The 12,668-nt window shown below is 38.8% G+C and carries 15 protein-coding genes; 4 read left to right on the forward strand and 11 right to left on the reverse strand.

Features of this window, described 5'->3' with window-relative positions; genetic code table 11:
- Positions 1-40: 40 nt before the first annotated feature.
- Positions 41-1,024: a ring-cleaving dioxygenase gene (locus AA0Y26_RS21210; RefSeq protein WP_413363991.1), complete on the forward strand. Its 984-nt coding sequence runs from the start codon at positions 41-43 to the stop codon at positions 1,022-1,024.
- 69 nt (positions 1,025-1,093) lie between these two features.
- Positions 1,094-1,636 (forward strand): NADPH-dependent FMN reductase, encoded by a 543-nt coding sequence (locus AA0Y26_RS21215; RefSeq protein WP_413368342.1) that lies wholly within the window; start codon positions 1,094-1,096, stop codon positions 1,634-1,636.
- A gap of 611 nt (positions 1,637-2,247) precedes the next feature.
- On the opposite strand, the gene AA0Y26_RS21220 is transcribed toward AA0Y26_RS21215, so the two are convergent.
- The 5 genes from AA0Y26_RS21220 to AA0Y26_RS21240 all read right to left on the reverse strand — a co-directional run bounded on the left by AA0Y26_RS21220 (position 2,248) and on the right by AA0Y26_RS21240 (position 4,804).
- Entirely contained in the window at positions 2,248-2,451 is a 204-nt protein-coding gene (locus AA0Y26_RS21220; RefSeq protein ID WP_413363992.1) for a hypothetical protein, read from the reverse strand.
- A gap of 4 nt (positions 2,452-2,455) precedes the next feature.
- Positions 2,456-2,623: a YvrJ family protein gene (locus AA0Y26_RS21225; protein WP_413363993.1), complete on the reverse strand. Its 168-nt coding sequence runs from the start codon at positions 2,621-2,623 to the stop codon at positions 2,456-2,458.
- Complete coding sequence (locus AA0Y26_RS21230; protein ID WP_413363994.1) at positions 2,610-3,176, reverse strand: sigma-70 family RNA polymerase sigma factor; 567 nt, start codon at positions 3,174-3,176, stop codon at positions 2,610-2,612. Before AA0Y26_RS21230 ends, AA0Y26_RS21225 begins: the two co-directional genes overlap by 14 nt.
- Positions 3,177-3,923: 747 nt before the next feature.
- Positions 3,924-4,115, reverse strand: coding sequence for a hypothetical protein (locus AA0Y26_RS21235; protein WP_413363995.1), 192 nt, complete (start codon positions 4,113-4,115; stop codon positions 3,924-3,926).
- Positions 4,112-4,804, reverse strand: a complete 693-nt coding sequence (locus tag AA0Y26_RS21240) for a Crp/Fnr family transcriptional regulator (protein WP_413363996.1) — start codon at positions 4,802-4,804, stop codon at positions 4,112-4,114. Before AA0Y26_RS21240 ends, AA0Y26_RS21235 begins: the two co-directional genes overlap by 4 nt.
- A gap of 126 nt (positions 4,805-4,930) precedes the next feature.
- Between AA0Y26_RS21240 and AA0Y26_RS21245 the strand changes: the two genes are divergently transcribed.
- Positions 4,931-5,848 (forward strand): EamA family transporter, encoded by a 918-nt coding sequence (locus AA0Y26_RS21245; RefSeq protein WP_413363997.1) that lies wholly within the window; start codon positions 4,931-4,933, stop codon positions 5,846-5,848.
- A 420-nt stretch (positions 5,849-6,268) separates the two neighbouring features.
- On the opposite strand, the gene AA0Y26_RS21250 is transcribed toward AA0Y26_RS21245, so the two are convergent.
- From AA0Y26_RS21250 to AA0Y26_RS21275, 6 genes are all read right to left on the reverse strand, one after another.
- Positions 6,269-7,315 (reverse strand): S-layer homology domain-containing protein, encoded by a 1,047-nt coding sequence (locus tag AA0Y26_RS21250; RefSeq protein WP_413363998.1) that lies wholly within the window; start codon positions 7,313-7,315, stop codon positions 6,269-6,271.
- A 492-nt stretch (positions 7,316-7,807) separates the two neighbouring features.
- Positions 7,808-8,791, reverse strand: a complete 984-nt coding sequence (locus AA0Y26_RS21255) for an MBL fold metallo-hydrolase (protein WP_413363999.1) — start codon at positions 8,789-8,791, stop codon at positions 7,808-7,810.
- A gap of 58 nt (positions 8,792-8,849) precedes the next feature.
- Positions 8,850-9,227: an enoyl-CoA hydratase gene (locus AA0Y26_RS21260; RefSeq protein WP_413364000.1), complete on the reverse strand. Its 378-nt coding sequence runs from the start codon at positions 9,225-9,227 to the stop codon at positions 8,850-8,852.
- A gap of 462 nt (positions 9,228-9,689) precedes the next feature.
- Positions 9,690-9,908 (reverse strand): helix-turn-helix domain-containing protein, encoded by a 219-nt coding sequence (locus AA0Y26_RS21265; RefSeq protein ID WP_413364001.1) that lies wholly within the window; start codon positions 9,906-9,908, stop codon positions 9,690-9,692.
- Between the two features lie 10 nt (positions 9,909-9,918).
- The gene (locus AA0Y26_RS21270) at positions 9,919-10,398 is read right to left on the reverse strand and encodes a DUF2975 domain-containing protein (protein WP_413364002.1); all 480 of its coding nucleotides are present in this window, start codon (positions 10,396-10,398) and stop codon (positions 9,919-9,921) included.
- 333 nt (positions 10,399-10,731) lie between these two features.
- On the reverse strand, positions 10,732-11,556 hold the full coding sequence (locus AA0Y26_RS21275; RefSeq protein WP_413364003.1) for an ABC transporter ATP-binding protein: 825 nt from the start codon (positions 11,554-11,556) through the stop codon (positions 10,732-10,734).
- Between the two features lie 119 nt (positions 11,557-11,675).
- Between AA0Y26_RS21275 and AA0Y26_RS21280 the strand changes: the two genes are divergently transcribed.
- On the forward strand, positions 11,676-12,659 hold the full coding sequence (locus tag AA0Y26_RS21280) for an ABC transporter substrate-binding protein (protein WP_413364004.1): 984 nt from the start codon (positions 11,676-11,678) through the stop codon (positions 12,657-12,659).
- Positions 12,660-12,668 lie beyond the last annotated feature (9 nt).

A 12,668-nucleotide genomic window follows, 5' to 3' on the forward strand; every position in this document is an offset into this window, starting at 1 on the left:
TTTATCTCGAATTCGAGATAAATTTAAAGGAGCTATCAATATGGATTATTTAAAAGGTATTCACCATGTAACAGCCATTACAAGCAGCGCTGAAAAAAATTATGAATTTTTCACTTATATTCTAGGCATGCGGCTTGTGAAGAAAACAGTCAACCAGGATGATATTCAAACCTACCATTTGTTTTTCGCAGACGATAAAGGCTCTGCAGGGACAGATATGACGTTCTTCGATTTTCCAGGCATTCCAAAAGGCTCTCATGGTACAAATGAAATTTACAAAACAGCCTTTCGTGTACCGACAGATACAGCACTAGAGTATTGGGTAAAACGTTTTGATAAATATAATGTAACTCATACAGGTATTAAAGAATTATTCGGCAAAAACACGCTCTCATTTGTAGATTTTGACGAGCAGCAATATATGCTCATTTCAGACGAGCACAACAAAGGAGTAGCATCCGGCACACCTTGGCAAAAAGGACCTGTACCACTCGAATTTGCGATTACAGGACTAGGACCAATTCATATTCGTATCGCACAATTTGATTATTTTAAGGAAGTTCTAGAAAAAGTAATGGATATGCGGGAAATTACACAGGAAGGTTCTCTCCACCTATTTGAAATGGGTGAAGGAGGAAACGGGGCTCAAGTAATTGTTGAGCACAATACTGTTCTGCCTGCTGGCCGCCAAGGCTTTGGTACGGTACACCATGCTGCCTTCCGGGTACATGATACAGATGTATTGCATAAGTGGATTGAGCGTATGCAAGGTTTTGGATTCAACACATCCGGTTATGTAGATCGTTTCTTCTTTGAGTCTCTCTATGCGCGTGTCGCCCCAGGCATTTTGTTTGAATGGGCTACAGATGGTCCAGGTTTCATGGGAGATGAACCATATGAAACAGTGGGTGAAATTCTTTCCTTGCCACCGTTCCTTGAAGCAAAACGAGAGCAAATCGAAAACATGGTGCGGCCAATCGATACAGTGAGAAGTACAAGAGAATTCGAGAAAGAATATTTGTAAGGAGGTGAAAAGATGAGCTTTCTTAAAAAAATTTTTGGTACAGAAACAAATAATCAGGAGGTAGATAACATGGATAAATTAAACATTGGTATTATCATTGGATCAACTCGTGAAGGACGTGTAAGCCCACAAGTAGCAGCATGGGTGAAGGAGTTAGCAGACAAACGCGGCGATGCAAATTATACAATCATCGATATTGCGGATTATAAATTACCGCTTTTAGGTGAACCGGGGACTGATGCATCAGGCGCAGTGGCGTGGTCGGAAATCATTACAAAACAAGACGGCTTTATCTTTATCGTACAGGAATATAATCACTCTATTACAGGAGCGCTGAAAAACGCCCTGGACTATCTGCGTGCAGAATGGAACAATAAAGCAGCAGGTATTGTCTCCTACGGCTCTGTAGGCGGAGCACGTGCAGCAGAACACTTGCGTGGTATCTTAGGTGAATTATTAGTCGCAGATGTTCGTGTACATCCAGCACTGTCATTATTTACAGATTTTGAAAACGGTACGGTCTTCAAACCAGCGCCTGTACAGGCGGATTCAGTAAATCAAATGCTGGATCAATTACTGCCTTGGACAAAAGCCTTATCTACAATCCGCTAATTACGGAGATCAGGCCATACTATTTTATAATTTCCTTCATCAAAAGAAAGGGCGGCATGCTTTTATATGCCGTCCTTTCCCTTATTTCATCCTCCTATATTTCTATAACCTTTACTATAATGCCAGGCTTTAACAATGAATCTTTTAGAAGCAGATAACGAAAGTTCAGACCTTTTTTAAAAATGGGGTTGTTATCTTCAGGCTTCTTCTCCCTTTAATAACCGTAACGTTAATAAAAACCAAAGGAGAAGTGGAGCCACTGATAGCTTTATATATATCCCATCCATATGCGCTTTCTTGCTGTGCGGAAAGACCCAGCAAGCTAAGGCATTTCTTTTGGACAGCGGGAAGGAGGGACAATAGTCCAGCCTTCCCCTGCCCTCTATTTTCCCTAATCTCACCTTGAAATAAAATAACAAATTCATTTCCTGCAGATCTCGTATATACACAAAAATGAGGTAATGAGGATAGTACAGCTATCTGGACCACCATCAATTTACAAAGGCTTTCTATACACATAAATATCTGCCCATTCATGCCAGCTAAACATTTTTTGCAACCTTAATCAGCGATGTTATATCCAATCATTCAATGTTTGGAGGAACGTCCCGTTACTTGGGGGGACGTTCTTTCTCCAATAGTTCAAAAAAGGACGGCAACTCCTGAAAATTCTTCAGCTTCAGATCTTCGAGGATTTTTAAAATTATTTCCTGTTCGAGGTCTGCTCTGTTCTGTAAATCTGTCTGCTGCAGTTCTTTTTGGATTTTTGGCCTGAGCAATTCCAGCAACTCTAAAGGTGAAATTGAGTCGTTCATATATTCACTCCTTACCATTGGATTTAGCGCCGGCCAATTCACTTGCCAATTCTTGTATCGTACGTTCCAACCCTTCCACCCTTTGCTCCATCCTGTGCAACAGATACAAGGAAACAACAATCGGAAATCCAATATTACTAATGAAATCAACTATGTTCTCATAACCAGCCATCGATCATCCGCCTCACTTTCTTTAGCGCATTATTTTTAGATTTGGTAATGGCTTGCTGGGATACGTTTAGCCTTCTCGCTATTTCTGTATCAGACATTTCTTTAATGAACGAAAGGTAAAAAATCTGCTTTTGCCTCTCATTCAATGTAAGGATTGCATTGTAAATTGCCGGATTTTGAATAAAATCTCCAAGTTTCTTTTCAATTTTCTCCCCAAACATTGCGGAAGCAGATTCATCCTCGATCAGTTCTTTTAATGATACTGAGCTATATCCCCCACCTTCATTTCCCTCATTTGCCGGACGGTCAAGAAACAGCACATTTCTATGTTCAAATAATCTTCTCTTTTTATCATAATGGAGAGCGGTAAAGTGAATCGTTTTAGAAAAATAAGAGACTGCACGAACCTGGGCGTAAAAATGCAGAAAGTGTTGATCAATTTTCACTTTGAGATGCTCCTGTGGTGCCTGACTATATTGTTTGTAAAGCTCCAGATGCTCCTCATTTGCCAAAAATGCCTTTAAAATCGGATTTTGAATCTCTCTAATCTTCATCTTAACTCTACCTCCTTTAACAGAACGTATGTTCTCTATTATTATCATTATAACCTACTTTTGCCTAATTAATAAGAGTATAAATACCAAATCCCATGATTAGAATAGTAAAATAATACAATTTTAGGGTTTTATGAATGGCTAAAGATGTGCATATGCTGCATTTTTTGAGGAGAAAGTAAAATATTTTCTTTTTCAAGGGACTTTTTCGAAAAACTACCGAAAATCCATTGAGTATCTACTGCTTACAACTCACTAGCCATTCTTGTTGAAGGTTTATGTACTAATTAAAGTAATATGAAAAGGAGAATAAACAACCCAAATATGCAAACAAAAGGAGAATAGGCATAGGAATACGATCAAAATAGTACTTATAAGTCATTTTTTATTATACAGAGCAAAATACTTTTGGACCAATGGGTTTGTGTAGGAGATCATTTATAAGATGTAAAGTATCAATTATGAATTATGTCATTTTCAAATAGGACGTACATACAGGATTTTGGTTACGGCTGTTTCTCGAAAAAATTCTGTCCAGGTTCCCCTCTGCCAATCACTCGGCACACGTCGGAAGGGTAAAGGAAGTTCCATTGTAGTGCTACAGAACCCTAGAGAGCTGCCTGCCATCTTACAAATATATGTACTCTTGTAGTTTGCCCCCTCAGGATGCATCAGTTGCTCCCTTTTATATCATTCCTACAGAGCATGGAACATTTTCCGATGCAGTTATGGAAATCATTAAAGCCATCACTTCAAATGACCAGCTGAAAGGAAATGTAACGGGCACTGCCAGTGATTATGTGCAATTAACGATTGGTCATGAAAACTATCATATTCACTTCCAATTACAGTGCAACTCGTTACTAAGAAGAATGAATTGCTTTCCTCTTTGTAGTCTTCTGCCCGACGCTTTCCTACTGCATTTCTTCCCTTTTTCACTCATACCGAATTCCCTGCGACATCTCCTCCAGCTTTTCCCAATCCATAATGCGGATATGCTTATGTTTTTTTTCTATAATACCTTTTTCTGTCAAGTCATGCAGCACGCGGTTTAAATGACGATGTGTGGTACCAAGTAAATCTGCCATTTCTCCCACATTACCGGTCTGCAGCTCTGTCCCAAATTCATTCCCCGGCGTCGAAATCGATAATAAATAGCTTGCCAACCGGTTTTCCACCGATGATAATAAATTTACGCGGGAAGCTGTTGTACGCGTCTGCAGCTTATAGCTTAGATGTTTTAAAAGATCCTGAAGAAAAGCCGTATTCTTCATTTCATGCTTGTAAATATAATCAACCGGCAATCCAACGCACAAACAATTTGTCACGGCCGTAATTTGTGACTGGACGGGAGTACGACGGACAAGTTCTAAATCACCGATTAACGCCAGCGGGTGATTGAACCGCAGTAACAGAGATTTCCCTGTTTCCACGCTTGAAGTTGCTTTCGCCCTCCCTTCGACTAAATAGAGAAGGTGACTCATTTCCTCTCCTTCTCTCAAAAGGACCTCTCCCTCTTCATATGCAAATAACTTAAAAGGTCGGTATTCAACGTCCTCAAAAATTTGATCCAGCTCATATTCCATTAGTTTCTCTCGAAGGAGAGATATATTTTCAATTATTTTCATATAACAATCTCCTTTTTTTGGACATATGTCCTTTTCATTATAGGAGGAATTGTTATGATGATAGTAGTAATAAGTCCAAACAATTGTTTGTGACTTATTTTTTATGAGAGAGGTAGAGGTGTAATTATGAGCAAGAATTTATTGTATCCCCTACTCATCGTGATTGGTTCAAGCTCTTACGGAATCTTATCAACTATGATTAAGGTGGCCATGGGACATGGCTTTACTACGGAAGAAGCTGTAACGAGTCAATATGTGATAGGTTTTTTATTAGCATTAATCATTTTTATTGTGACCCAACGTTCTTTACCAAAAATATCTGGTAAGGGTTTTTTAGTTATCCTGATTTCCGGCTTGTTAACTGGTACAACAGGTATTGTATACGGACAATCAGTCCACTATTTACCGGCATCACTCGCTGTTGTCATGCTGTTCCAGTTTACATGGATCGGCCTATTTTTGGATTGCATCATCCATCGTCGCCGCCCGACGCGTCCTGAATTGATTTCTCTAGTATTTTTAATCAGCGGAACAATTTTGGCTGCCGGCATTTTAGATGTGGATTTAAGCGGACTGGACTGGCGTGGCTGGGCATTCGGTATGGCGGCTGCATTCAGCTTTGCTTGTTTTATGCAGTTCAACTCGAAAAAGGTGGAGGGTATCTCTACAATCGGCCGTATGACGATCATGTCCTTTTTCTCTATGTTGCTTGTCCTTTTATTCCAAGCACCGGAAGTTGTAACAAATGGAATGTTATTCGGCACAGAGCTGCTATACTTTGGCTTGGCCCTTGGATTATTCGGGATTATCTTGCCGATTCTCCTGTTTACAGTAGCCGTACCAAAAGTGGGCGGCGGTGTAGCCTCCATTTTAAGTGCAGTAGAGCTGCCGGTAGCAATTCTCGCATCTGTCATTGTATTGCACGAAGCATTAACAGGACTGCAAATTTTCGGTATTGTTCTCGTGCTCTTCGGTATGACGCTGCCCACCCTGCTTCAAAATAGAAAGCAGGCAATTAAGCAAATCGATGCCTCAGCAAACTAAAATCATTATTATAAAATAAGAGAAACCTCGAAAATGGTACTTTTTCATGAGTCCATTATTCGGGGTTCTTTTTCTATAAAAATAGTCGTTTTAAACAATCTTCCGTTTCCCTTATAAACAGCGTCTACTATTTTCACACTCCACCAGAATGATAGAACAGGCGGCTGTACTGTGTCTGCTGTTTCAAGCAGCAGTATATACCCCGGAAATTCCACAAGCATGCCTAGGAAATTTTTGATACAAAACAGGATGATTTTATTAAGGTTCTTTTAAAACCCTAATAAGAAAAAGAGCAGCAATCATGAAGGCTACTTCTTTTTTGTCCGAATTCTCCTTTCCTTCTACCATTCATAAAATGCAAAACGGAAGGCAAGAAATTCTGCCTCCCGTTTTTTTATAAGCCGTCAAAATATATCCAGGTTATTCTTCAGGGCTTTCCAAAATCGCCATTGTCAATATCTTCGCAAATTGCGCTCGTGTTACATTTGCTTTTGGCTTAAATGTGCCATCCTTATAACCACTCACGATTCCTGCCTTTTGAAGGGCTGCAATACCCTCTAGAGCAATCGGATCGATGGAGTTCTTATCTTTAAAGGCCGTACCGGCAGTATTTGCCTCATAGCCATAGCCCTGCATTAACGCATACGTAATAGCTGCTACTTCTTCACGAGTAGCTGGCTTACCCGGGTTGAAGTCAGCATCATCAAAAATATCTAGTAATCCGTAGTCATCTAGAATGGAAATCTCTTTTCCAGCCCAGTGTTTTTCAATATCATTGTAGTAAGTATAGCCTTCAAATTCGTCTAAAGTAAGACCTGCAGCTCGGAAAATCATTACCGCTAATTGAGCACGTGTAATATTTCCGTTCGGATTGAACTTCGTCGCTGATTGCCCATTAATGATCCCTAGCTCATAAAGAAATTGGATATGCCCTTCAGCCCAGTGGTTTAACGTGTCATGGAAGTATCCTCCGTCACGTTCAAGTTCTACCCCTCTGCTAAATACATCTAAAAAGATTGCTTCATCCTCAGCAGATAACGTCTCCCACTTCTTTAAGTATTTGATTTCCTTTTTTGAACTATTTCCTTGTTTCGTAATCCGTATTTCAATACTATCACCAAAGTTAGCGCGAATTTGTTTCTCGCTCGCTAGGAATTCCTCTTTTCCTTCTGTATAAAGATTATCCCCATTCTTGTAGCTTTCAAGTATTGCATCTACACTCACCTTTAAGATGAATTGATTTGCCGTAACGGCTGTTACTTCATAGCCTGGCTTCTCATAAAAGAATTCCGATAAATTAAACAGCTTATACTGATCCTCAAATGATGCCGGATTCATTTGTGCTACCGTTTCTACAGCTGCTACCGGCGTTGTAAATGTCTCTTCCTTTGCTGACGCAGCCCCGCTAAATGATGCAAATAGAATCGCTGTAGCAAGTGATGCTGTATATATTCTCTTCTTTATCATTGAACTTCCCCTTTTCTTTCATTGATTTTTCTCTTACCCTAAAAACTTCTTTCTTCTTACGGCCTCTTCGGTCTGATCAGCCTCAGGTTGTTTTTTCATGGAACTAATTGCCGCGGCCTTGTCTTTTACGGCTCAGCCTTTACGATATATTATTGAAAGCCCCACTATATACCTGCTAATTAGAAAATCCTCCTCCATATAAATTGTAGAGGGGGATAATTTCTGCCTCATATAAATGTAAATATTATACATAAATAAAACAACAGCTAAAATGACCATTTTGTGCATAAGTCGATAGATATAACTTTTAGATGTAATGTTCTTTTTGAGAAAATTACATTTTGCCTGCTGCAAGAACGGCTAACCCCTTCTGCCAAAAGGGATTAGCAAAAAAGAAAGGATAGAAAAAAGTAAAAATTGAAAAATAGGATCAGCTTATTAAAGTCAGAAAACTATTATTCGAGCAATAACACTATCATTCATTGCCGTTATTCAAATGAATAAATCCTGCTTTTTCCAGTCCTTTGGTTTGATATTTTTATCCATCCATTCTTTTTCAGGAGCTTCATATAAAACGCTTGCCATCAGACGATCTCCCTGCCAGGAAGCCGCTTTAGAACGAATCATTTCATCAAGCAGAACCTGGATAAAATCTTCTGGATGAATTTGAAAGGCGTGGTGCGCAAAGTCCTGAAACCAGCCGCATGTCAGCAGATAGTCATTTACTTCTTCTTTCGCTAATCCGTTTTTTATAATTAATGTAAAAGAAAAAATCCGCTTACATGCATGCCAGGAAACTTTCTCCGGGTTATGAAGCCATTTTTCTAGCCTCTTCCTAGCTGCATCGACAGCAGCCAATGGATTATCTATTTGTGGTCCGTGTCCTGGATAGGCTTTCTTTAACGGGACTTCAGCTAATCTGTCCAGACTCTCAATTGACCGATGGATGGCACCTGCTCCTTCTCTAAAGAGGTTTAGCCATCCAATATCATTGTTGTGGAATAGGTCACCGCAAATTAGTATTCCTTGATTCGGTTCATATAAAGAGATATGCCCCAATGTATGACCAGGTGTATGAAGGACCTGCAGTACTCCTCCGTCCATAACAATTTCCTCAAAATCTGATAGCTTTCTATCTACCCGATAAGGTTCTACGGGCTGATCCAGCCATTCGGCACTGCAAGCTTCTACATCGCACGTATTGATTAAATCTGCTTCCCATTTGTGCGCGGCAATCGGTATATTATAATTTTTCTGGAGATGAGAATTGCCTCCTACATGGTCGCTATGATAATGGGTGTTTATAATAAGATGCAATTTCTCTGGTGAAACATCCTCCTGCCTTAACAATTGCTCTGTCTTTTTTATATCACTGCCAAAACCCGTGTCGATAAGAACTGGCTGATGCCCCTTTACTAAAATCATATTGGCACTTGGAAACTTTCTTTCAAAGAAAATAACGCTTGATTTCCCCATATCCTATTCCCTCCTGAAAATGATAGAATATCACCACCGCTGACCATCCGCCTGCCTTCTACCGGATAATGCCTGAAAAGCTTCCCTTCAACACTCCCTTTCCATGCTGGTTTTCGCATATAAACCCCGCTGTTATAGCTGTTCTGCCGTTTTCCTGTTTCTCATATCGTTCAATTTCCACATTACAGATGATCGTATCTCCCGTAAAGACGGGCCGCAAAAACTCGAAGTCCATCGTCCGGGCCAGCACATTCAGATCGCCTCCTATCTTTGTAGGCAGGGTGGCCGTCAACAGCCCCTGAATGACAAGCCTTCCTTGCTCATCCGGTGCAATGTGATGAATTCCCTCATCTCCTGAAATCTTCGTAAATAACTCTACATCTTCTTTAGTAAACGTCCTTGCAAACGTGATCATTTCCCCTACATTTAACGTCATGTAAATCCCCCCTATTACAAAAAAATAAATTAGACTAAATTTTCAGAAATTATATATTCTATTATAGCATTTTATTAAATGAAAGGATTTTTTAATAATAAAAAACTGAACTCTGAATAGTTCTGTTTGTAAACAAATCTACTATTCAAAATTCAGTTTAATGGGATTAGGCAAGACTTTTAAACCTGTTTTACCTTATTCATACTTGGCTGAAGCATATAAGATATCATCAACCCATGACTCCATAGCTGCTAAATAATCTTCAAGCGTAATATTCTCTCATTTGACCGTATTCATATTCAAATCTTTTCTCAAAAGGGAAATAAATTTTTTAAATCTTCACGGCTCTCTATATCAGCTGTTTTTTCATACACTTCCATACAAAACATCCCCCATATCTTACGAAGAAGACATTTATCCTTCACTAAATCACCGTAATAAAACTGCCGCTTACCTGCGTTATTATGAATCCTCTTCTCCATCCCTGTACTCTAAAATATCCCCAGGCTGGCATTCTAATGCCTTGCAAATTGCCTCTAACGTTGAAAAACGGATTGCTTTTGCTTTTCCGTTTTTCAATATAGAAAGGTTAGCCATTGTGATTCCAACCTTCTCTGTAAGTTCCGTTACACTCATTTTCCTTTTAGCCAGCATTACATCAATGTTAATTATAATAGCCACTATTTTCACCTCAGACCGTTAAATCATTTTCCGATTTTATATCGATGGCATTTTTCAATAGCTTTTGAAGAACAGCTGCAAAGACTGCCACCACCATACAACCAAAAATAATGATCATGCCAATTAATATAATACCTGGTGCGTCATCATTCTCCCCCATAAGAAATATGAGCGGCATAAATACTACATATAAAGCACCGATAGTGATGGCACAGTATTTGATATTTTTTAACGCCTTTACCGACAGCTCCGAAAACGCTTGATTTTTGTCAATATAGCTTAAAAGCTTTAAAGTCTGATACAATGCACCGAAATATACGATCGCTGTTACATACAGCCCGATTAAAAAGGGGTATTGCAAATAATCAAAATCCGGGTTTAGCTCAGCAAAAAATTCAGCGATTTCCGGCAATATAAATATACACAAGGCAAGGACAGGAAGCCCCATAAGAATTACGACAAATTTTAAAAAGAATGTTTCCCTTTTCACAAAAGGCACCTCACTTATTTAAGATCAGTTTGAATGTATCATTAAATTTATCGTTTTTCAATAAATATTTATTCTTTTATAAAAAACTTTTTCTGCAAATATGTTTTAACTCAATATAAAAAAGCATTTCTCATTACAAAGAAATGCTTTATAAAAATTCAAATATTTATATTCGCAGGTAAGTGTCTAACTACAAAGGCGGATTACCTTACGGATCGATATTCCTTCTTTTATGCAATGAATGAAATTATTGTTATCACACTCAATGCTTATTTTTTTAAAAGATTAGCAGACCGCTTTAAACATTGGTACTGAAGCACCTTTTATAATTACTTATACTAAAATGGATGGGCTGATCTTCTTTCCTATAGGTCTTCTGCCAACGACCGCTGGAATAATTAGCGGAGTAGTATCTAACGGATTAGCGATTACTTCACAATCCATCTCAAACACATCAGACAACAGCTGCTTTGTCATAATATCTTCCGGTGCTCCTTCGGCATATACTTCTCCACCCTTTAATACAATTAAATGCTCCGCATAACGCACCGCCATATTAATATCATGTAATACTAAAATAAATGTTTTTTGCTGCTCTTGATTTAATTTATACACTAAATCAAGCACCTCGATCTGGTGGGTCATATCTAAATATGTCGTAACTTCATCCAATAAAATAATATCTGTATTTTGAGCCAGGCACATAGCTACCCATACACGCTGCCGCTGTCCCCCTGATAATGAATCAACATTCCGGTCCTTTAGATCCCATACATTCGCTAAATGCAAAGCATTCTCTACGATTTCTGTATCTTCTTTCGTCCATGCAGAAAATAATGAATGATGCGGAAAGCGCCCTTGCTTGACTAGGTCGAACACCGTAATGCCCTCAGGTGTAATCGGAGATTGAGGTAATATGCCAAGCTGCTTTGCTAACACCTTCGTTGGAATCTTATGCACGTCTTCTTGGTCAATATAAATTCCGCCTGCTGTCGGCTTTAATAATCGTGCAATCGCTTTTAGTAATGTTGATTTGCCGCAGCCATTTGGGCCAAGAAAAATAGTCACTTTTCCTAAAGGAATAGATAGCTGTAAGTCATCAAAAATCTTATGCTCATCATATTGAATTTTGACATGGTCTACTTTTATATCGCGCATAAAATTTACCTCATTTTTTAAGTATTTACAGAACTTATTTTATATTATAATATTACTAACTGTAAAGGATAATGAGAATCATTATCATTTTTATAAACCACTATTTGGAGGGACTTAAGTTGAAAAAAGGATTGTATATGTTTCTATGTGCTTTAGTAGTATTGGTATTAGCGGCGTGTGGAAACACTGAAGATGATACAAGTAAAAATAAAAAAGAAAATACAGACAGTGAAGCCATTACTGTTTCAGGTGTGAATGGTGAAGTCACTTTACCTCAAGCTGCTAAAAAAGTCGTGGTGCTAGAGTACACATATGCTGAGGACATGCTCGCTTTAGGTATGCAGCCGGTAGGCGTAGCGGATATAGAAGGCTTTAATAAATGGGTAAGCATTGATGAAAAGCTTGATAATAATGTAGTAGATGTCGGTACACGTAATGAACCTAATCTAGAACAAATTGCCTCTTTACAACCTGATCTAATTATTGGCATCTCGTTCCGTCATGAAGGAATTTTAGCAGATTTAGAAAAAATTGCACCAACTCTATTGTTTAACCCTTATCCAACTGAAGAACAGAACCTTTCGCAGTATGATGAAATGTTCCAAACACTTGATGTAATTGCAGAGGCAACGGGAACTGAGGCAACAGCTGAACAATTAAAAGCAGATGTTGATGCAAAAATAGAAGAAGTAGCAGCAGCTGTTTCTACTGCAGAGCTAGCAACAAAAGAATTCTCGCTTGTTCAAGCATTTACCGGTGCAGAAGCACCTGAGTTCCGTGTGTTTACAAAAAACAGTATGGCATCAGAGCTTTTAGAGAAAACGGGCTTAACAAATGCTTATGAAGCACCTCAGTTTGAGGCTTATGGCTACTCTACGCTAAACATAGAAGGATTAACAAATCTTGAAGATACAAATTTCATTTATGTCATCCAAGAGGATGATTCTCTCCTGCAAACATTAGAAACAAACCAGGTTTGGCAAGGGCTCAGCTTTGTAAAAACTGATCAATTGTATTCTTTAGGCGGAGATGCATGGTTGTTCGGCGGTCCCCTTTCAGCTTTAACAGTATTAGATCGTTTAGCTGGCTCTTTTAGCAAGTAAGGGCTCAGG

Source organism: Lysinibacillus canaveralius (assembly GCF_047301505.1).
Taxonomy (GTDB): Bacteria; Bacillota; Bacilli; order Bacillales_A; family Planococcaceae; genus Lysinibacillus_B.

Coding starts and splice junctions, on each gene's coding strand:
- AA0Y26_RS21210 (WP_413363991.1), top strand. CDS start 41: ATGGATTATTTAAAAGGTATTCACCATGTAACAGCCATTACAAGCAGC.
- AA0Y26_RS21215 (WP_413368342.1), top strand. CDS start 1,094: ATGGATAAATTAAACATTGGTATTATCATTGGATCAACTCGTGAAGGA.
- AA0Y26_RS21220 (WP_413363992.1), bottom strand. CDS start 2,451: ATGAACGACTCAATTTCACCTTTAGAGTTGCTGGAATTGCTCAGGCCA.
- AA0Y26_RS21225 (WP_413363993.1), bottom strand. CDS start 2,623: ATGGCTGGTTATGAGAACATAGTTGATTTCATTAGTAATATTGGATTT.
- AA0Y26_RS21230 (WP_413363994.1), bottom strand. CDS start 3,176: ATGAAGATTAGAGAGATTCAAAATCCGATTTTAAAGGCATTTTTGGCA.
- AA0Y26_RS21240 (WP_413363996.1), bottom strand. CDS start 4,804: ATGAAAATAATTGAAAATATATCTCTCCTTCGAGAGAAACTAATGGAA.
- AA0Y26_RS21245 (WP_413363997.1), top strand. CDS start 4,931: ATGAGCAAGAATTTATTGTATCCCCTACTCATCGTGATTGGTTCAAGC.
- AA0Y26_RS21250 (WP_413363998.1), bottom strand. CDS start 7,315: ATGATAAAGAAGAGAATATATACAGCATCACTTGCTACAGCGATTCTA.
- AA0Y26_RS21255 (WP_413363999.1), bottom strand. CDS start 8,791: ATGGGGAAATCAAGCGTTATTTTCTTTGAAAGAAAGTTTCCAAGTGCC.
- AA0Y26_RS21260 (WP_413364000.1), bottom strand. CDS start 9,227: ATGACGTTAAATGTAGGGGAAATGATCACGTTTGCAAGGACGTTTACT.
- AA0Y26_RS21275 (WP_413364003.1), bottom strand. CDS start 11,556: ATGCGCGATATAAAAGTAGACCATGTCAAAATTCAATATGATGAGCAT.